At 71.4% G+C, this 24013-nt stretch carries 22 protein-coding genes; 9 read left to right on the forward strand and 13 right to left on the reverse strand.

What is annotated here, in order from left to right; translation table 11 throughout:
- The first annotated feature begins 63 nt into the window (after positions 1-63).
- Positions 64-888, forward strand: coding sequence for a helix-turn-helix transcriptional regulator (locus tag N4G70_RS01370; protein WP_261710493.1), 825 nt, complete (start codon positions 64-66; stop codon positions 886-888).
- Positions 875-1162 (forward strand): DUF397 domain-containing protein, encoded by a 288-nt coding sequence (locus N4G70_RS01375; RefSeq protein ID WP_261710494.1) that lies wholly within the window; start codon positions 875-877, stop codon positions 1160-1162. The genes N4G70_RS01370 and N4G70_RS01375 overlap by 14 nt, the downstream gene beginning before the upstream one ends.
- On the opposite strand, the gene N4G70_RS01380 is transcribed toward N4G70_RS01375, so the two are convergent.
- Positions 1137-2057: a LysR family transcriptional regulator gene (locus tag N4G70_RS01380; RefSeq protein ID WP_261710495.1), complete on the reverse strand. Its 921-nt coding sequence runs from the start codon at positions 2055-2057 to the stop codon at positions 1137-1139. The genes N4G70_RS01375 and N4G70_RS01380 overlap by 26 nt on opposite strands.
- Before the next feature lie 135 nt (positions 2058-2192).
- Here N4G70_RS01380 and N4G70_RS01385 point away from each other — a divergent pair, with 135 nt between their 5' ends.
- Positions 2193-3107: an EamA family transporter gene (locus N4G70_RS01385; RefSeq protein WP_261710496.1), complete on the forward strand. Its 915-nt coding sequence runs from the start codon at positions 2193-2195 to the stop codon at positions 3105-3107.
- Here the strand turns inward: N4G70_RS01385 and N4G70_RS01390 are convergent.
- Together N4G70_RS01390 and N4G70_RS01395 are read right to left on the reverse strand one after the other, a co-directional pair.
- Entirely contained in the window at positions 3084-3785 is a 702-nt protein-coding gene (locus N4G70_RS01390; protein WP_261710497.1) for a response regulator transcription factor, read from the reverse strand. The two genes, N4G70_RS01385 and N4G70_RS01390, sit on opposite strands and share 24 nt — an antisense overlap.
- Positions 3782-4615 (reverse strand): sensor histidine kinase, encoded by an 834-nt coding sequence (locus tag N4G70_RS01395; RefSeq protein ID WP_261710498.1) that lies wholly within the window; start codon positions 4613-4615, stop codon positions 3782-3784. The genes N4G70_RS01390 and N4G70_RS01395 overlap by 4 nt, the downstream gene beginning before the upstream one ends.
- Positions 4616-4756: 141 nt before the next feature.
- Between N4G70_RS01395 and N4G70_RS01400 the strand changes: the two genes are divergently transcribed.
- The gene (locus N4G70_RS01400; RefSeq protein ID WP_261710499.1) at positions 4757-5467 is read left to right on the forward strand and encodes an ABC transporter ATP-binding protein; all 711 of its coding nucleotides are present in this window, start codon (positions 4757-4759) and stop codon (positions 5465-5467) included.
- Positions 5464-7773: an FtsX-like permease family protein gene (locus N4G70_RS01405; protein WP_261710500.1), complete on the forward strand. Its 2310-nt coding sequence runs from the start codon at positions 5464-5466 to the stop codon at positions 7771-7773. The genes N4G70_RS01400 and N4G70_RS01405 overlap by 4 nt, the downstream gene beginning before the upstream one ends.
- Before the next feature lie 40 nt (positions 7774-7813).
- On the opposite strand, the gene N4G70_RS01410 is transcribed toward N4G70_RS01405, so the two are convergent.
- From N4G70_RS01410 to N4G70_RS01430, 5 genes are all read right to left on the reverse strand, one after another.
- Positions 7814-8605 carry a sugar phosphate isomerase/epimerase gene (locus N4G70_RS01410; RefSeq protein WP_261710501.1) on the reverse strand — a complete coding sequence of 264 codons (792 nt, stop codon included), beginning with the start codon at positions 8603-8605 and terminating at the stop codon, positions 7814-7816.
- 583 nt (positions 8606-9188) lie between these two features.
- Positions 9189-10034 carry a VOC family protein gene (locus N4G70_RS01415; protein ID WP_261710502.1) on the reverse strand — a complete coding sequence of 282 codons (846 nt, stop codon included), beginning with the start codon at positions 10032-10034 and terminating at the stop codon, positions 9189-9191.
- A 136-nt stretch (positions 10035-10170) separates the two neighbouring features.
- Entirely contained in the window at positions 10171-10968 is a 798-nt protein-coding gene (locus N4G70_RS01420; RefSeq protein ID WP_261711328.1) for a sugar phosphate isomerase/epimerase, read from the reverse strand.
- A gap of 44 nt (positions 10969-11012) precedes the next feature.
- Complete coding sequence (locus tag N4G70_RS01425) at positions 11013-12164, reverse strand: dihydrodipicolinate synthase family protein (protein ID WP_261710503.1); 1152 nt, start codon at positions 12162-12164, stop codon at positions 11013-11015.
- Positions 12161-13315 (reverse strand): Gfo/Idh/MocA family protein, encoded by a 1155-nt coding sequence (locus N4G70_RS01430; RefSeq protein WP_261710504.1) that lies wholly within the window; start codon positions 13313-13315, stop codon positions 12161-12163. Before N4G70_RS01430 ends, N4G70_RS01425 begins: the two co-directional genes overlap by 4 nt.
- Positions 13316-13595: 280 nt before the next feature.
- Here N4G70_RS01430 and N4G70_RS01435 point away from each other — a divergent pair, with 280 nt between their 5' ends.
- On the forward strand, positions 13596-14666 hold the full coding sequence (locus N4G70_RS01435) for a LacI family DNA-binding transcriptional regulator (protein WP_261710505.1): 1071 nt from the start codon (positions 13596-13598) through the stop codon (positions 14664-14666).
- A 520-nt stretch (positions 14667-15186) separates the two neighbouring features.
- Here the strand turns inward: N4G70_RS01435 and N4G70_RS01440 are convergent.
- Positions 15187-16341 carry a CapA family protein gene (locus tag N4G70_RS01440; protein ID WP_261710507.1) on the reverse strand — a complete coding sequence of 385 codons (1155 nt, stop codon included), beginning with the start codon at positions 16339-16341 and terminating at the stop codon, positions 15187-15189.
- 187 nt (positions 16342-16528) lie between these two features.
- Here N4G70_RS01440 and N4G70_RS01445 point away from each other — a divergent pair, with 187 nt between their 5' ends.
- Entirely contained in the window at positions 16529-16771 is a 243-nt protein-coding gene (locus N4G70_RS01445; RefSeq protein WP_261710508.1) for a hypothetical protein, read from the forward strand.
- 166 nt (positions 16772-16937) lie between these two features.
- On the opposite strand, the gene N4G70_RS01450 is transcribed toward N4G70_RS01445, so the two are convergent.
- Entirely contained in the window at positions 16938-17513 is a 576-nt protein-coding gene (locus tag N4G70_RS01450) for a DUF937 domain-containing protein (RefSeq protein ID WP_261710509.1), read from the reverse strand.
- 279 nt (positions 17514-17792) lie between these two features.
- On the opposite strand from N4G70_RS01450, the gene N4G70_RS01455 reads away from it, so the two are divergent.
- The gene (locus N4G70_RS01455) at positions 17793-20015 is read left to right on the forward strand and encodes an ATP-dependent RecD-like DNA helicase (protein ID WP_261710510.1); all 2223 of its coding nucleotides are present in this window, start codon (positions 17793-17795) and stop codon (positions 20013-20015) included.
- Between the two features lie 179 nt (positions 20016-20194).
- Positions 20195-21493, forward strand: a complete 1299-nt coding sequence (locus N4G70_RS01460; protein WP_261710511.1) for a citrate synthase — start codon at positions 20195-20197, stop codon at positions 21491-21493.
- Positions 21494-22038: 545 nt separating this feature from the next.
- On the opposite strand, the gene N4G70_RS01465 is transcribed toward N4G70_RS01460, so the two are convergent.
- From N4G70_RS01465 to N4G70_RS01475, 3 genes are all read right to left on the reverse strand, one after another.
- Positions 22039-22350, reverse strand: coding sequence for a heavy-metal-associated domain-containing protein (locus tag N4G70_RS01465; protein ID WP_261710512.1), 312 nt, complete (start codon positions 22348-22350; stop codon positions 22039-22041).
- A gap of 211 nt (positions 22351-22561) precedes the next feature.
- Positions 22562-22762, reverse strand: a complete 201-nt coding sequence (locus tag N4G70_RS01470) for an AlpA family transcriptional regulator (protein WP_120723292.1) — start codon at positions 22760-22762, stop codon at positions 22562-22564.
- A 242-nt stretch (positions 22763-23004) separates the two neighbouring features.
- Positions 23005-24012, reverse strand: coding sequence for a Gfo/Idh/MocA family protein (locus N4G70_RS01475; RefSeq protein WP_261710513.1), 1008 nt, complete (start codon positions 24010-24012; stop codon positions 23005-23007).
- Position 24013 lies beyond the last annotated feature (1 nt).

Here is a 24013-nt window from a genome sequence, read left to right on the forward strand (position 1 = left end):
TTCCGTACGCTGAACAGTGCACGGACAGTGACAACGGAGGCCGCACAAAAGGGAGTTGATGGCGTGGCGATCGAGGACAACCCGGTATCCCGGATCAAGTACGGCGAGGAACTCAGGGCCCGGCGCGAGGCGGCCGGACTCACCCAGGAGGAGCTCAGTCAACGTGCGGTCATGTCGCGCACGCACATCGCCCACATCGAGGCGGGCCGCCGCCGACCGGACATCGCGGACGCGCGGCGGCTGGACGTGGTGCTGGGGACGGGGGGCTTCTTTGAGCGGTTCCTGCCCGCGCTGGACGGCCGCAAGGTGGCAGAACACTTCGAGGAGGCGCTTGAGTTCGAGGGCCAGGCGACGGTGATTCGTGGTTACGCCGCCAAGTTGGTTCCCGGAATTCTTCAGACGGAGGCGTACGCGCGCGAGGTGCTGAGCTCCGGCGCCTTCCCGAAGAGCGACGAAGAGCGGGACATGATGATCAGGACTCGACTCGAACGTGCTCGTGTGCTGGAAGAGTTTCACTCGCCCGTGGTGTGGTCCCTGCTGGACGAGGCGGTACTCCGCCGCCCGATAGGTGGGCCAGCCGTGATGTGCGAACAGTTGCGGCACATCGCCGCGTTGGGTGAGAGCCGTCGTATCCGGGTGCATGTGCTCCCCTTCGACACGGGCTTCCACGCCCTGCTGGAGGGGATCGTGTCCCTCATGTGGTTCGAGGACCTCCCGCCCATCGCGTATGTCGAGGGCCTGCGAACAGGCAGAGTGTGGGAACTTCCGTCCGTAGTGAGGGAATGCCAGGTGGCCTACGATCACGCGCTAGGTGACGCGATGTCGCATCGTAAGTCCCTGGCGCTGATCAGGTCCGTGGCGGAGGATTACGAGCATGAATCGCAGTGAGCAGAACGTGCCCGACGCCTCCGTGCTGACCGGTTGGAGGAAGTCCAGTTACAGCGGTGGCGAAAGTGGGGACTGCCTCGAAGTCACCGAGGTCTGGCGGAAGTCCACCTACAGCGGCGGAACCAGCGGCGACTGCTTGGAGTTCAGCGGCTCCTGCGCCACGTGCGTACCCGTGCGGGACAGCAAGAACCCGACCGGCCCGGCCGTCGTGTTCGGCCCGGAGGCCTGGGGCGCGTTCGTGGGGGCGGTCAAGGGCGGGGCGCTGGGTCGCTGAGGGTCGCCCAGGCCTCGCGGAGGGCGTGGACCGTTGCCGTGATCGCGGGGCGGCGGGCCGCGCCGGTACGCCACAGGGCGTAGACGTGACGGGTCGGGACCGGGTCGAGGCGTAGGGCCACGACGCCGTCGGGGAGCGGTCCCCGGCCCAGTCGCGGTATCAGCGCTATGCCCAAACCCGCGCGCACCAGGGCGAGTTGGGTGTGGTACTCGGCGGCCTGGTGGCGCAGTTCCGGCTCGTGGCCGTCGGCGCGCAGGGTGCGGACGAGCCAGTCGTGGCAGACCGAGCCGGGCGGCTGGCAGATCCAGGGTTCGTGGGCGAGGTCGGCCCGGTGGATGACCGCGCGGGTGGCGAGGGCGTGGTCGCCCGGGACCAGTACGTCGCAGAGGTCGTCGCCGATGTGGGCGTGCTCGACACCGTCGGGCGCGGGCAGCGGTGCGATGTCCCAGTCGTGGGCGACGGCGAGGTCGAGGACACCCTTGGCGACGAGGTCGACGGAGAGGTGCGGATCGACTTCGGACAACCGCGCGCGCAGGGTGGGGTGTTGGCGGGCGAGGGCGGCGAGCGTGGCGGGGAGGAGTCCGCGCGCGGCCGTCGCGAAGGCGCCGATGGTCAGATCGCCGGTGGGCAGCCCGCGCCGCTCTTCGAGCGTGGTCTCCGTACGCTCGACGATGGCCAGCAACTCCCCTGCGGCGGCGACGAGATGGAGCGCGTCCTCGGTGAGCGCGATGCCCCGGCCCCGGCGTTCCAGGAGGGTCGTACGGGTCTCGCGTTCGAGCTTGGAGATCTGCTGGGAGATCGCGGACGGGGTGTAGCCGAGCGTGGCGGCAGCGGCGGCGACCGAGCCGTGGACGTGGACCGCGTGCAGCGCGCGCAGCCGGGCCAGATCGAGCACGGGACCTCACTCCAGGGGGACGTGAACAGGGCAGCTCACGTGGGCCGGCGGATCATGCGGATTAAGCGGTGCTTCATCCCATCATCAAGGAATCCGCGCTGGTGCTGAACGGTCCGGGGCAGTGATCCTCGACGCATGCGTCCCGTACATATCTCGCTCGCCGTGCTGGTCACCGCCGTCTGGGGAGTCAACTTCGTCGTCATCGACGTGGGGCTCGGCCACTTCCCGCCGCTGCTGTTCTCCGCCCTGCGCTTCCTGGTCGCGGCGCTGCCCGCCGTGTTCTTCGTGGGGCGGCCCAAGGTCGCCTGGAAGTGGATCGTGGCGGTGGGGCTCGTGCTGGGGGTGGCGAAGTTCGGGCTGCTGTTCATCGGGATGAGCCAGGGGATGCCGGCCGGTCTTTCCTCGCTCGTCCTTCAGGTGCAGGCCGTGTTCACGGTGGTCGTGGCGACGACCGTACTGGGTGAACGGCTGGGCGGCGTGAGGCTGTTGGGGATGGGCGTGGCGCTGGCGGGGATCGTGGTGGCGGGGATCGACGAGGGGTCGGGCGGGCCGTTGCTCGGCTTCTCGCTGACGGTGGGCGCGGCGGCGTGCTGGGGCGTGTCGAACGTCCTGACCCGCAGGGCGGCGCCGCCCGACGCGCTGAACTTCATGGTGTGGGTCTCCGTCGTCCCCGTACTGCCGCTGCTGGCGTTGTCCCTGCTGTTCGAGGGCCCGGCGCGGGACGCCGAGGCGCTGGCCGGGTTCGACTGGGGCGGGGCGGGGGCGCTGGTGTACGTGGCGTGGATCAGTACGGTGTTCGGCTTCGGGGCGTGGGGGATGCTGCTGCGCCGCTACCCGGCGTCGTCGGTGGCGCCGTTCAGCCTGCTGGTGCCGGTGTTCGGCATGTCCTCGGCGGCGCTGCTGCTCGGCGAGTCGGTGACGCCGCTGCGGTGGTGCGCGGCGGCGCTGCTCGTGGGCGGGGTGGCGGTGACCTCGCTGTCCCGTCCGGCGACGCCGGCCCCGATGCCCGAGGCGGGGACGCGTCCGCTAGCCGCCGGACTCTCCGGGTGACACGAGCCCTGTCTCATAGGCGAGGACGACCGCCTGGGCCCGGTCGCGCAGGCCCAACTTGGCGAAGATACGGGCCACATGGGTCTTCACCGTGGCCTCACTGAGCGTCAGTTCCCGGGCCAGTTCGGTGTTGGAGAGGCCCCGGCCCATGAGCGTGAGCACCTCGTGTTCGCGGGGTGTCAGCGCGGCCAGGTCGCGGTGGACGGCCGGGGACGCGGGGCGAGGACCCGTCGCCGGGCCGTCGGCGGCGAAGCGCTCCACCAGGCGGCGGGTGATCGAGGGGGCGAGCAGGGCGTCTCCGGTGTCGACCAGGCGTACCGAGGCGGCCAGATGGGCGGGGGTGACGTCCTTGAGCAGGAAGCCGCTGGCCCCGGCGGCGAGGGCGGCGTACACATACCGGTCGAGGTCGAAGGTGGTCAGCATGATCACCCGGCAGGTGGGGACCTGGGCGAGAATGCGGCGGGCGGCCTCCAGGCCGTCCATGACGGGCATCCTGATGTCCAACAGGGCCACGTCCGGGCGCAGTTCGCACACCTTGGCCACGGCCTCCGCCCCTTCGGCGGCCTCGCCCACCACGTCGATGCCGCGCGCGGTCAGGATCAGCCGGAAGCCGGTGCGGACCAGTTCCTGGTCGTCGGCGATCACCACGCGCGGGGCGCGGTCGGCGGGCGCGGTCACGGGCGGTCCAGCGGGAGCCGGGCACGCAGCCGGTAGCCGCCGCCGAGGCGACGGCGGGCGTCCAGATCGCCGCCAAACACCGCGACGCGCTCGCGCAGACCGAGCAGCCCGCGTCCCGCCCCGTCCGCGCTGCGCGGCTCCTTCGACGCGGGAGCGCCGCCGGACAGCACGCTCGGCCCGGTGGTCAGGACCTCCACGCGCAGATAGTGGTTCGTGTAGCCCACCGTCACCTCGGCTTTCGTTCCGTTGCCGTGCTTGAGGGCATTGGTCAGGCCCTCCTGGATGATCCGGTAGGCGGTGACGTCGATCCCCGTCGGCAGCGGGCGCGGCTCTCCCGAGATCCGCATCTCGACGGGCAGCCCCGCGAAGGCGATCTTGTCGACGAGCGGGCCGAGCCGGCTCACACTCGGCTGCGGCGACAGATCCACGTCGTAGGGCTCGTCATCGCCGTTCTGCGCGGGGGCGAGCAGGCCGAGCAGATGGCGCAGTTCGGTCATCGTGGTGCGCCCGGCGGTCTCGACGGCGGTCATCGCGGCCGCCGCCTCCTCGGGCATCGTGGCGAGCACCTCGCGGGCGGCACCGGCCTGGACCACCATGACGCTCACGTTGTGGCTGACGATGTCGTGGAGTTCCGCGGCGATCCTGGCCCGCTCGGCGTCCACCGCGGTGCGCGTCGCGCTCTCGCGCTCCCGCTCAAGCAGCCAGCCGCGCTCCTCGATCGCCACGCGGTGCCGCCGCCGGGCCCGCAGCGCCACCACGCCCAGCCACGCGGCGGCGCCAACCGCCCCCACCAACGCGATGACCAGCCATGTCGTCCAGGATTCCGCCACGTGGTCATCCTCGCAGCCGCCCCGAGCCCCGCACATCGGCCCCCCCCGGGACCCGGCCGCGTACATCCACAGGATGACCTCCCGGGACGGATACATCCGGGGGGTGACGCCCTGTCACCGGCCGCGACCTAGGTTCAGGGCATGACAACTGAGCACGGCGATGGCCGGCAGACGGTGGTGCGCCTCGACGGCGTACACAAGGAGTTCGGCGACGCGAAGGCCCTCGACGGACTCTCGCTGGAGATACGGGCCGGGGAGGCGGTCGCCGTGATGGGCCCCTCGGGCTGCGGCAAGTCCACCCTGCTCAACATGGTGGCCGGCCTCGACCGGCCGACCTCGGGCACGGTCGAGGTGCGGGGCCACGACCTGGGCAGGCTGAACGAGACCGGCCTGGCGCTGTTCCGGCGGCGCAACGTCGGCATGATCTTCCAGTTCTTCAACCTCATCGACGACCTGCCCGTCCTCGACAACGTGGCGCTCGCCGCCCAGTTGACCGGCACCCCCGCCCGGCAGGCACGACGCCGCGCCCTGGAGCTCCTGGACGAACTCGGTGTAGCCGAGCGCCGCAACAACTATCCGGCCACCCTCAGCGGCGGCGAGCGCCAACGCGTCGCCGTGGCACGGGCGTTGATGAACCGGCCCGCACTCCTGCTGGCCGACGAGCCGACCGGCGCCCTCGACAGTCGCTCCGGCGAACAGGTCATGGACCTGTTGATCGACCTCAACCAGATCGGCCAGACCCTCCTGATCGTCACCCACGACCCGCACTTGGCCACCCGCTGCGCAAGCCGGCTGGTCGAAGTCGCCGACGGCCGCGTCGCCCGCGAGAGCGCCCTGGAGGCGACCGCGTGAGCGCCGTATGGAGAGCCTCGCGCGCCGCGGTCAAGCGCCGCCGGCTCCAGACCTTCGTCATCGGACTCGTCGTGCTCTGCTCCACCACGACCGTCCTGCTCGCCCTGACGCTGCTGAGCGCCGCTTCGAGCCCCTTCGACACGGCGTACGCCGAGCAGCGCGGCGCCCACACCGTGGCGAGCTTCGACACCACGAAGGTCAGCGGGGAACAACTCGCGGGGACCGCCCACCGGCCCGGCGTGGAGGCCGCGGCCGGACCGTTCGGACAGGCCGTCGTCGACATCCCCAAGGACTGGCTGTGGATGGCGGGCGGCACCCTCACCGTGGTGGGCCGGGCCGACCCGGCGGGCCCGGTGGACCGCATCGCGCTCCTTGAGGGGCACTGGGCAACCGCGTCCGGCGAGATCGTCGTCAACTGGGGTGTCCAGGGCTCTCCCGGCACCGAACTCCTCGGCACCAAGCTGGCCGTCCCCGGCGGGCAGACGCTCACCGTCGTCGGATTCGCCGCCAGCATGAGCAAGTCGGCGAGCGCCTGGGTCTCGCCCGAGCAGATGACCGCCCTGCACCCGACCTCGGCCCAGATGCTCTACCGCTTCACGGACTCCTCGACCGAGGCCGCCCTGACCGCCTCGCTGGCACGGGCCACCGCGGGCCTGCCGAAGGACGCGCTGACCGGCGCGGGAACCTATCTCGCCCTCAAGCAGGCGTTCTCCGCCCTCGCCGACTCCTACCTGCCGTTCATGACGCTCTTCGGCATCCTCGGTCTGCTGGTCTCCGCCCTGATCGTCGGCAACGTGGTCAGCGGCGCGGTCGTCTCCGGCTACCGCCACATCGGGGTGCTCAAGGCCGTGGGCTTCACCCCGCGACAGGTCGTCGCCGTCTATCTGACGATGCTCTCCGTGCCGGCGGTGGTGGGCTGTCTGCTGGGCACCGTGGCGGGCAACGCGCTCGCCGAGCCGATCCTGAAGGTCGCCTTCACCGGCATCGACGTGGGCCGCGCCTCGATCGGCGGCGCCGGCCCCTGGGCGTCCGTGGCCTGCCTGCTCGGCATGCCCGCGCTCGTCGTACTGGCCGCCCTCGTCCCCGCCCTGCGCGCCCAACGGCTGTCGGCCGCCCAGGCCATCAGCGCGGGCGGCGCGCCACGCAAGGGGCGCGGCCTGCGCGTCCAGCGCATCCTCGGCTCAACCCGGCTGCCGCGCCCGGTCAGCCTCGGCCTCGGCCAGCCCTTCGCCCGCCCGGCCCGCACCCTGCTCACCCTCGCGGCCATCGTCCTCGGCGTCACCACGGTGACCCTGGCGACCGGACTGACCAGCACCCTGGTGGCCTTCGGCAACGTCGGACGGGAGGACGGAGGCGCCCGCGTCCATGTGACGACCGGAGGATCGGGCCCGGACAAGACACCGCCCCGGCTCACCGACCCGGGGATCGAGGAACGCCTGCGGTCCCTCCCCGGCGCACAAGGGGTACGGGCCCGCGCGCTGTCCCAGGCGACCATGACCGGACAGCCCCAGGCCATCTTCGCCGACTTCTACCGGGGCGACGACGCCGCGTACGACGACGCCATCGTCGAGGGCCGCGCCCCGACCGGGGCGGGCGAGGTCGTGGCAGGACCGACGTTCCTGACCCAGCGCGGACTGAAGCTGGGCGACCGGATCACGCTGGAACTGAACGGCAGAAAGACCACCGCGACCGTCGTCGGACGACTGGTCGAGGGCAACGCCCGTGCGGTGCAAGGAAGTTGGGCCACCTATACCGAGCTGGTCCCCGGCGGCCACGCCACCGAGTACACGGTGCGGCTCGCCCCCGGCGCCGACACCCGCGCCTACACCGAGGCGGTCACGGCACTCGACCCGGCCCTGCACGCCTCGGTACTGGACTTCGACAACGCCGGCACGGACACCGTCATCGCCTTCGCCACGGTCTTCACGGCGCTGCTGACCCTCGTCGCCTCGCTCGGCGTCTTCAACACCGTCCTCCTGAACATCCGCGAACGGCGCCGGGACCTCGGCATGCTCAAGTCGATCGGGATGACGCCCCGGCAGGTGGTGCTGATGACGGTGACCTCGGTCGCCGGACTCGGCGCGGTCGGCGCACTGCTCGGCATCCCGCTCGGCATCGCCGCGCACCGCCTGGTCGTGGACCACGTCGGAGTGATCGACTTCCCCGAACGCATGAAGGACGTGTGGCACGCGCCGCAACTGGCGGCGATGGTCCTGGCGGGGGTGCTGATCGCCGTCCTCGGCGCGCTGATACCGGCCCGCTCGGCGGCGCGGATGACGATCGCGTCGGTGCTGCACACGGAGTAGGGGGCCGTGAGGGGTCGGGGGTCGCCGTAGGGGGCCGCCGTCACCCCTCGCGGGGGGCGGCCGGGGCGCCCGGGGCCATCGAGGTCAGGTACCGCTGCCCCGCGCCCAGCAGTCCGGGCAGCGGGGCGGCCTCCGGATACCAGCGCTTCTCGTACTCCCAGCACACCCAGCCGTCCGGCGGCAGCAGGGCGAGGCACTCGGCGAGGGGGAGTACGCCGGCGCCGAGGGCGAGCGGGGTGGTGTCCTCGGCGGACGCGATGTCCTTCACCTGGGTGTAGCCGAGGTGGGGCGCGAGGTGCCCATAGGACTCGGTGGGGCTCTCACCACCGAGCCAGGTGTGCATGACGTCCCAGAGCGCACCGACGCCATCCGGGTCTCCGACCCGGTTCAGCACGCGGGCGGTGGCTTCGCCGGTGCGGTGGGAGTCGTGGGTTTCGAGCAGAATGCGGATGTTGCTCTCGCGGGCGAGGTGGGCGGCGGAGGTGAGGCGGTGGACGGCGGTGTCGTCGTCGGCGCGAGAGCCCGTCCCGCCGGGGAAGACGCGGAGGTAGTCGGCCCCCAAGTCCCTTGCCAGGGTCAGCAGTTGCGGCAGCTCGGTGTCATCGTCAGGGTCGGCCACGCGGGCGTAGCCGGCGAGGGAGAGGATCTCGATGCCGGACGCCTCGAACTCGGCGACGACGGCGGCGCGTTGGGCGGTGTCGAGTCCGGGATGAACGTGGGCCTCGGGGTGGACACGGAGCTCCACCCCGTGAAACCCGGCCCGCGCGACGAGACGGGCGACCTCGGCGAGCGGTATGCCCGGCAGGCCGAGGGTGGAGAGGGCGAGCCTCATTTTTGGGTGGGTCCTTTCTGTGCGGCTGTCCTGTGCGGGTCTGCTGTCCTGTGCGGGCCGTGGGTGGCTGGTCGCGCAGTTCCCCGCGCCCCTGAGCCCTCTCGATCCTGCGGGCCGTGGGCGCTTCTCGCGCAGTTCCCCGCGCCCCTAAAACCCCCTGTCCACCGCGGGCCGTGGGCGCTTCTTGCGCAGTTCCCCGCGCCCCTGACCCCTCTCGATCCTGCGGGTCGTGGTCGCTTCTCGCGCAGTTCCTCGCGCCCCCAAAACCATCGGTCGTGTGCGGACCGTGGTCGCTTTTCGCGCAGTTCCTCGCGCCCCTTAACTACTCGGTGCTGGCCAGCATCGGGCATTTCAGCCTGTCCGGCGTTTGAGGACGAGCGCCGTTCAGGCGCGAACGGGGTCTGGGGCGGAGCCCCAGAGGTCCCGGAACCCTCCAACCCCCGTCACGGGCGGGTGGGTGGGAAAACGTCCCGGGGTCTGGGGCGGAGCCCCAGGGGGGCCGGAACCGACCAACCCCGCCGCACGGGCGGGTGGGTGGGAAAACGGGCCGGGGGCTGGGGCGGAGCCCCAGGGAAAAAGGGGGCTACGCAGGGGTCATTTTCGGGACGGCTCCTACCCGCTTGGCCATGTCAATGACCGCAAACGCCGCCCCCTGAGAATCCGTCACCGCCGCCATCCGCCCGAACGGGCTGTCCACAGGCCCGAAATGAACCCGGCCCCCCAGCTCCCGCGCCGCGGCCACCGCCTCGTCGCAGTCCGGGACCCCGAAGAAGACCTGGATGTACGGCGGGATCTCCGCCGGGAACTCGGAGCCCATGACCATCCGGCCCAGCGCCGGCTGCCCCGCGCCGAGACTGAAGACCTTGTAGTCCATGCCCGCACCCCCGCCGTCGCCCGCACCCCCACCGTCGCCCGCACCCCCACCGCTCATGTCCATCGTCTGGACCTGGAACGGGAAGACCCGCGGCAGGAACCCGTCCACCTTCGCCGCGTCCCGCGTGAACACCTCCGCCCAGGCGAACGACCCCGGCTCCCCGGCCTTCTCGAAGCCCTTGTGCTCGTCCGGCTGCCAGACGCCGAACACCGCGCCGCTCGGCTCCTTCGCGATCAGCATCGTGCCGAACGTACCGACCCGCATCGGCTCCATGAGCAGCTCGCCGCCCGCCGCCTTGATCTTCTCGCCGGTGGCCGCGGCGTCGGGCGAGGCGAAGTACAGGCACCACTGCGAGGGGGCGTCGGTGCCCGGCATCGGCGGGACGACGGCCGCGACCGCCTTGCCGTCGGAGTAGGCCTGCGTGTAGCTGCCGAACTCACTGGCCGCCTCGCCGAAGGTCCAGCCCAGGACCTGCGCGTAGAAGGTCTTGGCGGCTTCCACGTCGGTGAACATGGCGTCCACCCAGCAGGGGGCGCCTTCCGCGTACTCGGGCATGTCGATCGACTCCTGTGTCCTGTGCGGTGTGGCACGGCCGGTTCTGACGGGAGGGCACTCTACGTGCGCGTCCGGCGACACTCCGGTGACACTCCGGCGGCGACCGCGGCGACGCCGTGACACACGGCCGCCCGGGCTAAGCGAGCACCTCGCCGAACCGCCGGACCGTCTCCTCCAGGAGCGCCACCCCGTCCCCCGCCCACAACGCGTCGTTGAACAGCTCCACCTCGATCGGGCCGGCGTAACCCGCCGAATCCACCAGTGAGCGCCACCACCCCAGATCGACCACCCCGTCCCCCAACTGGCCCCGCCCGTTCAGCACCCCGGCCGGCAACGGCGTGACCCAGTCCGCCAGTTGGAAGGCGTGGATGCGCCCGCCCGCACCCGCGCGGGCCACCGCCGCGGGCGCCCGGTCGTCCCACCACACGTGGTACGTGTCGACGGCCACCCCCACCTGGGACGCGGGGAAGCGTTCCGCGATCGCCAGCGCCTGGTCCAGCGTGGACACCACACAGCGGTCCGAGGCGAACATCGGATGCAGGGGCTCGATGGCGAGGCGCACCCCGCGTGACGCGGCGTACGGGGCGAGGGAGGCCAGCGCGTCGGCGATCCGCTCCCGCGCGCCCGCCAGATCCCTGGAGCCGGGCGGAAGGCCGCCCGAGACGAGCACCAGCGTGTCGGTGCCCAGCGCCGCCGCCTCGTCGATCGCGTCCCGGTTGTCGGCGATGGCCGCCGCCCGCCCGGCCGCGTCGGCCGCCGTGAGGAAGCCGCCGCGGCAGAGGGAGGTCACCTCAAGTCCCGCGTCCCGCACCAGCTTTGCCGACGCGTCGAGCCCGTACCGCGCCACCGGCTCGCGCCACAGCCCGACCCCCCGTACCCCGAGCCGTACACACGCCTCCACGAGGCCCGGCAGGGAAAGCTGCTTCACCGTCATCTGGTTGATGCTGAAGCGGACGGAGGCGGCGGGGGAAGGGGTGGTCACTGGGGGACTCCTTGCACGGTCAGGAGGGAGGTCATGCGGTCCGCCGCGAGGGCCGGGTCCGGGAACAGGCCGAGCCCGTCGGCCAGTTCGTACGCCCGCGCCAGATGCGGCAGCGACCGCGCGGACTGCAAACCGCCGACCATGGTGAAGTGAGACTGGTGCCCGGCCAGCCATGCCAGGAACACCACACCCGTCTTGTAGAAGCGCGTGGGGGCCTGGAAGAGGTGCCGGGACAGTTCGACCGTCGGGTCCAGGAGCGAGCGGAAGGTGTCGGTGTCGCCCTGGTCCAGGGCTCGGACGGCCCGCGCCGCGAGCGGGCCGAGCGGGTCGAAGATGCCCAACAGGGCGTGGCTGAAGCCCTGTTCGTCGCCCGCGATCAGTTCGGGATAGTGGAAGTCGTCGCCCGTGTAGCACCGGACGCCGTCCGGGAGGCGCCGCCTCAGCTCCACTTCCCGCTGGGCGTCGAGGAGGGAGACCTTGATGCCGTCGACCTTGTCGGGGTGGGCGGCGATGACCTCCAGGAAGGTCTTGGTCGCCGCGTCCAGGTCGGTCGAGCCCCAGTAGCCGTCCAGCGCCGGGTCGAACATCGGGCCCAGCCAGTGCAGGATCACCGGCCCGGACGCCTGGCGGAGCAGGTCCGTGTAGACGGTGAGGTAGTCCTCGGGGGAGCGGGCCGACGCCGCGAGCGCCCGCGAGGCCATCAGGATCGGCTGCGCCCCCGCGCCCTCGACGAGGCCGAGCTGCTCCTCGTACGCCGCCGTCACCTGGGCCACATCGCCCGAGGCGAGCTGATCCGTACCCACTCCGCACGCGATCCGGCCGCCAACCGCCTTGGCCTCGGCGGCACTTCGGCCGATCAGCTCCGCGGCGGCGGGCCAGTCCAGGCCCATGCCGCGCTGCGCGGTGTCCATCGCCTCCGCGACGCCGAGGCCGTGCGCCCACAGATGGCGGCGGAAGGCGAGCGTGGCGTCCCAGTCGACGGCGGCGGGCGAATCGGGCGAGACGTCCGCGTACGGGTCGGCGACGACATGCGCGGCCGCGAAGACCGTACGGGAGCGAAGGGCGGGGCCCGGGGCGAGGGCGAGCGGGCTCGCGCGCGGCTCGTACCGCACGGTCGTGCCGTCGGGGCGCGGCAGCAGCGGGCTCACAGCGCGATCTCCGGCACGTCCAGGCGGCGACCCTCGGCGCAGGAACGCAGTCCCAGCTCGGCGAGCTGGACGCCGCGCGCTCCGGCGAGCAGGTCCCAGTGGTAGGGCTCGTCGAGCACGACATGGCGCAGGAACAGCTCCCACTGTGCCTTGAACCCGTTGTCGAACACGTCGTTGTCCGGCACCTCCTGCCACTGCGAACGGAACTCCTCCGTCGCCGGAAGGTCCGGGTTCCACACCGGCTTCGGCGTCGAACCGCGGTGCTGCACACGGCAGTTGCGCAGGCCCGCGACCGCCGAGCCCTCGGTCCCGTCGACCTGGAACTCGACGAGCTCGTCGCGGTTGACGCGTACCGCCCAGGAGGAGTTGATCTGCGCGACCGCGCCGCCCTCCAGCTGGAAGATCCCGTACGCCGCGTCGTCGGCGGTCGCCGCGTACGGCTCGCCGTGCTCGTCCCAGCGGCGCGGGATGTGCGTCGCGGTGTGCGCGGTCACCGAGGTGACCCGGCCGAACAGTTCGTGCAGCACGTACTCCCAGTGCGGGAACATGTCCACGACGATGCCGCCGCCGTCCTCGCGGCGGTAGTTCCACGACGGGCGTTGGGCGGACTGCCAGTCGCCCTCGAAGACCCAGTAGCCGAACTCGCCCCGCACGGACAGGATCCGGCCGAAGAAGCCGCCGTCGATCAGACGCCTCAGCTTCAGCAGACCCGGCAGGAACAGCTTGTCCTGGACGACCCCGTGCTTGACGCCGGCCTCACGGGCGAGCCGGGCGAGACCGAGCGCGCCGGCCAGTCCGGTCGCGGTGGGCTTCTCGGTGTAGATGTGCTTTCCGGCCGCTATGGCCTTCCCGATCGCCTCCTCGCGGGCCGAGGTGACCTGGGCGTCGAAATAGATGTCGATGCTCGGATCGGCGAGGACCGCGTCGAGTTCGGTCGACCACTCGGTGAGGCCGTGCTGATCCGCCATCGCCTTCAGTACGTGCTCACGGCGCCCGACCAGGACCGGCTCGGGCCACAGCGTGGTCCCGTCGCCCAGATCGAGGCCGCCCTGCTCACGCAGGGCGAGGAGGGAGCGTACGAGGTGCTGGCGGTAACCCATGCGTCCGGTGACGCCGTTCATGGCGATACGCACGATCCTGCGTTCCGTCATCCGATCCCTCCGGGGGTGTGCGGGGTGTGCGGGGTGTGCTGGGTATGCGGGGTGTGCTGAGCGGGCTGAGCGGGCTGAGTGAACGCGGGCACAGGCATGGACATGATGGAAATCTCTCCGACCGCACCCGATAGCAAGCGCTTTCTACGAGGCAGGACGCTAGCCTGCGCACAGCGCCTCGGACAAGAGGCCGAAAGCTTGAACGGCGCGGCCCCGTGCCCGCCGTCCACCTCGATGGCGACAGGGGGCTCGTCATGGCCCGACCGGTGCGGAGGCAGAGATGACAGCGACCCTGGCGGATGTGGCGGCCCGGGCCCAGGTGTCCCCGGCGACCGTCTCGCGGGTGCTCAACGGCAACTACCCGGTGGCGGCGGCCACGCGGGAACGGGTGCTGCGCGCGGTCGACGAACTCGACTACGTCCTGAACGGCCCGGCCAGCTCCCTCGCCGCGGCCACCTCCGACCTGGTCGGCATCCTCGTCAACGACATCGCCGACCCGTTCTTCGGCATCATGGCCGGCGCCGCGCAGGCCGCGATCGGCGAGGAACGGGGGGCGCGCGAGAAGCTCTCCGTCATCTGCAACACCGGCGGCTCACCGGAACGCGAACTCACCTATCTGACGCTGCTCCAGCGCCAGCGCGCGGCGGCCGTCATCGTGACGGGCGGGGCCCTCGAGGACCCCGAGCACCAGGCCGCCGTGGGCGCCAAGCTCGCGCGGCTCGCGGACGCGGGGACCAGGATCGTGCTGTGCGGCCGCCCCCCGCTGCCCGGCGACAGCGTCACCGCGACCCTCGCCTTCGACAACCGGGGCGGCGGCAGGCGCCTGACCGAGCACCTCATCGGCCTCGGCCACCGCAGGATCGGTTACATCGGGGGCCCCACCGAGCGCACCACGACCCGGCACCGCCTGGAGGGCCACCGGGCCGCGTGGACGGCGGCGGGCCTCGCGCTCGACGACCTGGTCGTGCACGGCTCCTACGACCGCCGCTCCGGGTATGACGGCGTTCTTGAACTCCTGCGCAGGGACCCGGAGTTGACGGCGGTGGTCGCCGCGAACGACACCGTCGCGCTGGGCGCGTGCGCGGCGCTGCGGGACCGCGGCCTGTCCGTCCCCGAGGACGTCTCGGTGGGGGGCTTCGTGGACCTCCCCTTCAGCGCGGACGCGGTGCCGGCGCTGACGACGGTGCGGTTGCCGTTGTACGAGGTGGGGGTTCGGGCGGGGCGGCTTGCGTTGGGGCTGGAGGGTGCGCCGCCGGGGGGTCTCGCGACGGTCCACGGCGAACTGATGGTCCGAGCCTCCACGACCCCGCCCCGCACCGGCCGCCCTTCGCGCAGTTCCCCGCGCCCCTGAACCCCCTTCGGCCTGCGGGCCGTGGTCGCCTTTTGCGCAGTTCCCCGCGCCCCTGAGCCCTCTGGTCATGTGCGGACCGTGCTCGCTTCTCGCGCAGTTCCCCGCGCCCCTAACCCCTCTCGGTCCTGCGGGCCGTGGTCGCTATTTGCGCGGTTCCCCGCGCCCCTAAAGGCCCTTCGGTCTGCGGACCGTGCTCGCTCCTCGCGCAGTTCCCCGCGCCCCTAAAAGCCCTTCGGTCTGCGGGCGGTGTGTGGCTGGTCGCGCAGTTCCCCGCGCCCCTTAGCTGCTCGGTGCTGGGGCACCTTCAGCCTGTCCGGCGATTGAGGACGAGCGCCCTTAAGGCGCGAACGGGGTCTGGGGCGGAGCCCCAGGGGTCCCGGAACCCTCCAACCCTGCGCCTACGGGCGGGTGGGTGGGAAAACGCCCCGGGGTCTGGGGCGGAGCCCCAGGGGGGCCGGAGCCAGCCAACCCTGATGCACGGGCGGGTGGGTGGGAGAACCCCCCGGTCCCGGCGGAGCCCCTAGCGGGGGCCCGGGGCCAGGGCCGCGCAGGGGCGGAGGGCGGCGAGGTGGTCCAGGATGGCCCTCCCCCCGGCCCCCTCCCGGGGCATCGGCACACCCCGCCCATCAACCTCCGCCGGCACAAACCCCTGCTTCACCACCCGACCCCCCGCAACCGTCAACGTGGCGATCCCGCTGTCGTTGGAGTGCGGATACGGCGACGTCCCGTACCACAGCAGGTTCCCCAGACCGTAGTTGACGTACGTCGAGCCCAACATCCCCGACCCCAGCATCACATGCGCATGCGTACCGACCACCACCGTCGCCCCCGCCGCCGCCAACTTCGCGGCGATGGACTTCTGTTCCGCCCCGGGACAGCTCTGCCCCTCCGTACCCCAGTGCAGATACACCACGACGACGTCCGCCTTCGCCTTCGCCCGCTTCACCGCGGCGACCAGCTTCGCCGGGTCGAGCGCGGAGGCTATGCCCGGCTTCTTCGGGCCGGCCCGGAACTTGTCGTTCGTCAGGTCCATGACCTGGCTCGCCGCGAGGACGGCGAGCTTCACCCCGCGGATCTCCTTCACGTACGGCTTGTACGCCTCGGCCTCGTTCGCCCCGATGCCGAGCACCGGGATGGGGGCGTGGTGGACGGCGTCGAGGGTGTCGGCCAGACCGGCGGGGCCGTAGTCGACGGCGTGATTGTTGGCCATCGACACCGCGTCCACGCCCGAGTCCCGCAGCGCGCTGAGCGCGGACGGCGGGGTGCGGAAGTGGTAGAGCTTCGGCTCCGCCGTGCCGCGCGTGGTGATCGCGGTCTCCAGGTTGACCATCGCGAAGTCGGCGCTCGCGACGGTCCTGGCTATCAGGCCGAGGGCCGGGTCGGCCGGGGTGGCGGCGAGCCGGGACGCGGTCCGCTCGGTGAAGTGGACGTCCCCGCCGAACGCCAGCGTGATCGTGCCCGCCGGAAGGTCCGGCGTCGGAACGGCCGTGACGGCGGGCGCCGCCTCGGGGCTCCCCGGTGCGGACCGCTCGGCGGCGGACGCGGGCGCGGGCGACGGCGACCCGGAGCAGGCCGTGACCGACGTGACCGCCGCCAGAACGCCGAGCGCCAGGACGCAGGCCCTGGTGGTGGCGGAGTGACGGCTGAGGGCCCTGGGGCGGGCGGGGGCGGGCATGCGGGCCAGCGTATTCGCGCGGGCGTGCGAAGCGGGGTGCGGGGTGCCCTTTCCCACACGCCCGCCCGGCCGCCGAAAACCCCGCCCCTACCGCCACCCGGGGCCGATCGGGCGTACCGAGGAGCATGTGCGACCGGGTTGGGGGAAGTGATCCCAGGACGGGGAACGATCACGATCGGAGGCGGTCATGTCAGGTTTTCTGGACCGGGCCAAGGAGCAGGCGCAGAGCGCGCTGAACCAGGGCAAGCAGAAGGTGGACGAGGTCCAGCAGCAACGGGCCGGCAACGATCTGCTCAAGCGGCTCGGCGCGGCGTACTACGCGGAGCGGCACGGCGGCGGCTCCCCGGAGGCCACACAGCAGGCCCTCACCGCCGTACAGGCACACATCACCGCACACGGGGACGCGTTCCTGCGCGGTAGCGGTAGCTGAGTCCGAGGTCCTGATACCGCCCGACCCGCGCGGCCGGGCGGGGGCCCAACCCCCTTACCCTGTACGGCAGTTGCGGGCGCGTACGCGGGGCGGGAGCCGAGGGGGCGGTCGGCCCCCGGACGGTCGCCCCACTTCCTCCCGCGCCGGGCGGCCCCGGGCGGGCGCCCTACTTCCTCCCGCCCCCGCCGCCCAGAATCCGGGACAGCAGCCCACCCAGGCCGCCGCCCCCACCCCCGCCTTCACCGACGCCCTCCGCCGACCCGGGCGCGGACGACTTCGACGCCGCCCGCTTCGTCAGGACCGCGAGGGCGGCCGGAAGGACCACCTCCAGCGCCTTGGCCACCGTGGCCGGCGGCAGGCCCGTCTTCTTGGCCACCGCGTTCGCCACCGGGCGGGCCACCTTGGCCAGCACGCCCGCCGCCAGGCCGCCGCTCAGCATTCCGCCCAGACCGCCGCCCAGCGTGGCCACGCCCTGCAAGGGAGCCTCCTGCGGCGGGGCCTCGGCGGCCGCTTCCGTCACCGCCTGGCGGACCTCTTCGTGGTCCTCGGGCGGCAGCCCGCCCGACAGCGTGGACATCGTGGTGCCGACCATGTCCCGCGCGCCGGCCGCATCCGTTCCGAGCAGCCCGGCGACCCGCTGGAGCCCGTCGTCCCCCAGCTCGTCCAGGACATCCTGATGGAGGGAGGGGTGGGAGGGCTGGGAGGGCTGTTGGTCCGAGGCGGGAGAGGGATTGTCGCTCATGCCGCAAACGCTACGTTCGGCCCGCTTCGTCGGCATGTCGAGGTTCCGGAAAAATTACCGCCCGCAGTCGTGCAACCCTTCGGGGGTGACGGAAGTCTTATGGTGCGTCGGTGCTTCAGGGGAGGGATCCGGGGGGATTTCGGGAAGCGCCGACGGGGAGGGAAATCAAGGGGCCCGGTCGACGGGCCGGGCCCCCTTGAACTTCCGGTGAAGTCCTGGACTCCCTTTCCCCGAGGCCGTGTTGCCCGCGTTGTCAGTGCGGGGCGGTAGCGTCGGGGCATGTCCAGTCTCACGGGTGCGGCGGTGGTGGAGGGGGTCCTCGAGCGGATCACGTACGCCAACGAGGAGAGCGGCTACACCGTCGCCCGGGTCGACACCGGCCGGGGCGGCAACGACCTGCTCACCGTGGTCGGCTCGCTGCTCGGCGCGCAGCCCGGTGAGTCGCTGCGCATGGAGGGCCGCTGGGGCTCCCATCCCCAGTACGGCAAGCAGTTCACCGTCGAGAACTACACGACGGTCCTGCCCGCCACCATCCAGGGCATCCGCCGCTACCTCGGCTCCGGCCTGATCAAGGGCATCGGCCCGGTCTTCGCCGACCGGATCACCCGGCACTTCGGCGCCGACACCCTGGACATCATCGAGCAGGACCCGAAGCGCCTGATCGAGGTGCCGGGCCTGGGTCCCAAGCGGACCAAGAAGATCGCGGCCGCCTGGGAGGAGCAGAAGGCCATCAAGGAGGTCATGGTCTTCCTGCAAGGGGTCGGCGTTTCCACTTCGATCGCGGTGCGCATCTACAAGAAGTACGAGGACGCCTCGATCTCCGTGGTGAAGAACCAGCCCTACCGGCTGGCCGCCGACGTCTGGGGCATCGGCTTCCTCACCGCCGACAAGATCGCCCAGGCCGTCGGCATCCCGCACGACAGCCCGGAGCGCGTCAAGGCGGGCCTCCAGTACGCGCTGTCCCAGTCCACCGACCAGGGCCACTGCTTCCTGCCCGAGGAGCGGCTGATCGCGGATGCGGTCAAGCTCCTCCAGGTCGACACCGGGCTGGTCATCGAGTGTCTGGCCGAGCTCGTCGCCGAGGAGGGAGCGGTGCGCGAGAAGGTGCCGGGGCCGGACGGGGGCGAGCCCGTCACCGCCGTCTACCTCGTGCCGTTCCACCGCGCCGAGCTGTCCCTGGCCGCCCAGATCGGCCGGCTGTTGCGGACCGGTGAGGACCGGATGCCGTCCTTCGCCGACGTCGACTGGGGCAAGGCGCTCGGCTGGCTCGCCGGGCGCACCGGGGCCGAGCTCGCGCCCGAGCAGCAGGAGGCGGTCAAGCTGGCCCTGACCAGCAAGGTCGCCGTGCTCACCGGCGGGCCGGGCTGCGGCAAGTCCTTCACGGTGCGCTCGGTGGTGGAGCTGGCCCGCGCCAAGAACGCCAAGGTGGTGCTCGCCGCGCCGACCGGCCGGGCCGCCAAGCGGCTGGCCGAGCTGACCGGCGCCGAGGCCTCCACCGTGCACCGCCTGCTCGAACTGAAACCGGGAGGCGACGCGGCGTACGACAAGGACCGTCCGCTGGAGGCGGACCTGGTCGTCGTCGACGAGGCGTCCATGCTCGACTTGCTGCTCGCCAACAAGCTCGTCAAGGCGGTGGCCCCCGGCGCCCATCTGCTGATGGTCGGCGATGTGGACCAGCTGCCCTCCGTCGGCGCCGGGGAGGTGCTGCGCGATCTGCTCGCCGAGGGCGGGCCCGTCCCCAGGGTGCGGCTGACGCGGATCTTCCGGCAGGCCCAGGAGTCCGGGGTCGTCACCAACGCCCACCGCATCAACTCCGGCTCCCACCCGATCACTTCGGGCCTGGACGACTTCTTCCTGTTCGTCGAGGAGGAGACGGAGGACGCGGGCCGCACCACGGTGGACGTGGCCGCCCGGCGCATCCCCGCGAAGTTCGGCCTCGACCCGCGCCGCGACATCCAGGTGCTCGCGCCCATGCACCGGGGCCCGGCCGGCGCCGGCAACCTCAACGGCCTGCTCCAGCAGGCCATCACGCCGGCCCGGCCCGACCTGCCGGAGAAGAGGTTCGGCGGAAGGGTGTTCCGCGTCGGCGACAAGGTCACCCAGATTCGCAACAATTACGAGAAGGGCGCGAACGGCGTCTTCAACGGCACCGTCGGCGTGGTCACCGCGCTCGACCTCGACGAGCAGAGCCTGACGGTCCGCACCGACGAGGACGAGGAGGTGTCGTACGACTTCGACGAGCTGGACGAGCTGGCCCACGCCTACGCCGTGACGATCCACCGCTCCCAGGGCAGCGAGTACCCGGCCGTCGTCATCCCGGTCACCACGGGTGCCTGGATGATGCTCCAGCGCAATCTGCTCTACACGGCGGTGACCCGCGCCAAGAAGCTCGTCGTCCTGGTCGGGTCCCGCAAGGCGATCGGACAGGCGGTGCGTACCGTTTCCGCGGGCAGACGCTTCACCGCACTCGCTCATCGGCTGGCATGCGGGCATTTGGTGTGAATCATCACCCCGGACTTTCCTAACCGGGGCGAACGGGGCAGGATGAGCAGGTTGACGGCACTGAGTGCCGTGAATAAGCCCAATGGGCGACCCCGAGTGCACTCTGCTGAGCCAAATGGGGGATGGTAGAGACAGTCAGGGCACCTCGAAGAAGAGGCACTACGTCGGTGAGGGATGACGTGAGCGAGAACGCGAACAACGCTGTAGTACTGCGGTTCGGCGATGGCGAGTACACCTACCCGGTGATCGACAGCACCGTCGGCGACAAGGGCTTCGACATCGGGAAGCTCCGAGCCCAGACCGGACTGGTCACCCTCGACAGCGGATACGGCAACACCGCCGCCTATAAATCCGCCATTACCTACCTGGACGGCGAGCAGGGCATCCTGCGGTACCGCGGGTACCCGATCGAGCAGCTCGCGGAGCGCTCGACCTTCGTCGAGGTCGCCTACCTGCTGATCAACGGCGAGCTGCCGACCGTCGACCAGCTCGCCAGCTTCAAGGACGAGATCACCGGGCACACGCTGCTCCACGAGGACGTGAAGCGGTTCTTCGACGGCTTCCCGCGCGACGCCCACCCGATGGCGATGCTGTCCTCGGTGGTCTCCGCGCTGTCCACGTTCTACCAGGACAGCCACAACCCGTTCGACGAGAAGCAGCGCCACCTCTCCACGATCCGGCTGCTCGCCAAGCTGCCGACGATCGCGGCGTACGCGTACAAGAAGTCGATCGGCCACCCCTTCGTCTACCCGCGCAACGACCTCGGCTACGTCGAGAACTTCCTGCGCATGACGTTCTCGGTGCCGGCCCAGGAGTACGAGCTGGACCCGGTCGTCGTCTCGGCCCTGGACAAGCTGCTCATCCTGCACGCGGACCACGAGCAGAACTGTTCGACCTCCACCGTGCGTCTGGTCGGCTCCTCGCAGGCCAACATGTTCGCGTCGATCTCGGCCGGCATCTCGGCCCTGTGGGGCCCCCTGCACGGCGGCGCCAACCAGTCCGTCCTGGAGATGCTGGAAGGCATCCAGGCCAACGGCGGCGACGTGGACTCCTTCATCCGCAAGGTGAAGAACAAGGAGGACGGCGTCCGCCTGATGGGCTTCGGCCACCGGGTGTACAAGTCCTTCGACCCGCGCGCCAAGATCATCAAGGCTGCCGCGCACGATGTCCTCTCGGCCCTCGGCAAGTCCGACGAGCTGCTCGACATCGCGCTGAAGCTCGAAGAGCACGCGCTGAGCGACGACTACTTCGTCTCGCGCAACCTGTACCCGAACGTGGACTTCTACACGGGTCTGATCTACCGCGCGATGGGCTTCCCGACCGAGATGTTCACGGTCCTGTTCGCCCTCGGCCGCCTCCCGGGCTGGATCGCCCAGTGGCACGAGATGATCAAGGAGCCCGGCTCCCGCATCGGCCGCCCGCGCCAGATCTACACGGGCGAGGTTCTGCGGGACTTCGTTCCGGTCGAGGGTCGCTGACCCGTCGGCCTTGCCCGAACTTCCGGTAACGCGCCGGGAGTTCGGCTCCAGAAAGTCGGAAAGCGCCCCGCTGCCGATCCCCCCACGGGTCGGCAGTCGGGGCGCTTCCCTGTTTCCCGGTGCGGATTCCCCCCACGGGATCCGAGCCGGGGGTCTAGGCGGTCTGCCGGGGTACGTACCTGTCGGGTGGGCCGCTCAAAGCTCCCGACGTACGTGCCCCGGCCAACGCGTTGCCTGGAACGTCCCCCAAGACATTCCATGGACGTCCCCCAAGACATCCGCGGCATCGCCCACTTAGACTCCCGACCCCTCCCGATGGTTACCTCAAAACCTCTGTGATCTAGATCTCTTTGTGGAGGTCGGGTGAAGGAACGCAACCATAGGCAGTTGGGTACCACGAACTCGGAGCCCAGCGCCATAGCCCCACCCGCGATCATCGGATTCGGCGGGCCGGCGCGGTCGGTGGCGCCCCGCCCGTGATGGGGTCGTATGCCCGAAAAGGCCGCCCCTGGGGGCGGCCGGACGGGAGGGGGAGGGGTTCGGGGTCAGGCGAGGCCGACCAGTTCGTAGCCCGCCTCGTCGACGGCGGCGCGGACGGCCTCCTCGTCGAGCGGGGCCGCCGAGATCACGGTGACCTCGCCGGTGGCGGCGACGGCCTTCACCGAAGCGACACCCTCGATCTCGGAGATCTCACCGGACACGGCGCCTTCGCAGTGGCCGCAGGTCATGCCGGCGACCTTGTAGACGGTGGTGACGGCGCCCACCTGGACGTCGGACGCCTCACCGCTGTGGCAGGCACCGGCGGGCGAGCAGCAGGAACCGGTCGCGGCGACGGGGGTCTCGGTCTCGGCGGTCATGGCGTTCTCCTCTTCACGGGCGTACGGATCCATGGTGCATCAGGGGGCCACGGTGCGGCCGCGCCACCCTCACGCAGAGCAAGACTATACCCCCAGGGGGTATGAGGCGAGCTTTGGCGGGCGTGCGGAGTGGCGCGGAGGCGGGTGGCGGCGCCGGGTGACGCGGGTGCGCGCGGTGATAACGACCAAGTGCCCGTCCCGGTGCGCCCGTTCAATCGGCGCGGCGGCCACGGTTGCCGGGGCGCCGGGCGACCCAGGTGCGGATGGTGTCCGCGAACCAATAGGGCTTGCCGTTCTCCACGAGGTCCGGCGCCGGAAGAAGTCCGTGTTTGCGGTACGAGCGCACGGTGTCCGGCTGCACCCGGATGTGCGCGGCGATCTCTTTGTAGGACCAGAGCCTTCGGTCGGTCATGCAAGGCACCTCCCTGCGTGCGCCGCAGCGGCGGCCGGAAGACCGTCGGGGGAGCTGCGCCGCGTTCGCTTGGCGATCACTCAGCCTGTGCCCGTTGAACGACGGAGAGTGAGGCCAGGGGGGCTCCTGTAGACCGCCTGTGACGCAAGACCCGCGTAACCGAGACATGTGTGACGGGAGCCGGATCCTTGTAACGGATGTGACGTAGAGGGCGGTTGGGGCGAATGGGTGAACGGGGGCCGCTATGTGTACAGCGGCGGGCGCTCCGGCAGCTCCACGGCGACCCGCTCGCCGGACTCCTGGGCGCGCACCCCGGCCTCGCAGACCAGCGCCGCCGCGTATCCGTCCCAGGTGCTCGCCCCCGCGACACGGCCGCTCCGGATCCCGCCCACCCACGCCCGCACCTCGCGGTCGTACGCCTCGGCGAACCGGACCGTGAAGTCCTGCGGGACGGCGCGCCCCTCGCGCCCCGCGCTCCGGGTGACGGGCCCGGCGCCCCCGCCGATCGAGGCGGTGCCGCGCTCGCAGACCGCCTCGCAGTGCACCTCGTACCCGAAGCCGCAGTTCACGAAGATCTCGACGTCGACCACGACGCCGCCCGACGTCTCGAAGAGGACCAGCTGGGGGTCGCCGAGGCCCTGGGGCGCGTCCGAGGAGGGGCGCGGGCGCAGCACCTGGACGGCGGTGATCTCCTGGCCGAGCAGCCAGCGGGTGGCGTCCGCCTCGTGCACCACGGAATCGCGGATCAGCATCTCGGTGGTGAAGAACGACGGGGACCGCGCGTTGCGGTGACGGCAGTGCAGCATCAGGGTGCGCCCCAAATCGCCCTGTCCAAGGGTGCGGTGGAGGTCGAGGTACTCGCTGTCGTAGCGGCGCATGAAGCCCACCGTGACCAGGCGGCGGCCGAGCCGCTGTTCGGCCTCCATGACGCGCAGGGTGCCGGCCGGGTCGGGGGTGAGCGGCTTCTCGCACAGGACCGGCAGGCCGCGCGCGAAGGCCTCCAGGAGGGCCGCCTCGTGGGCCGGGCCCGATGAGGCGATGAGGACCGCGGCCACGCCGGGCGCGTCCATCGCGGCCGCCGGATCCGTGTGCACGGAGCAGCCCTCGATGCCCGCGGCCGCTTCGTGCGCGCGGTCCGCGTCCAGGTCGGCGACGGCGGCGACGCGCGCGCCGCCGATGACGGAGTCGATGCGGCGCACATGGTCCGCGCCCATCCGGCCGGTGCCGATCACGGCGATGCCCAGGCTCATC

This window comes from Streptomyces sp. ASQP_92 (assembly GCF_025399895.1).
In the GTDB taxonomy this organism is placed as follows: Bacteria; Actinomycetota; Actinomycetes; order Streptomycetales; family Streptomycetaceae; genus Streptomyces.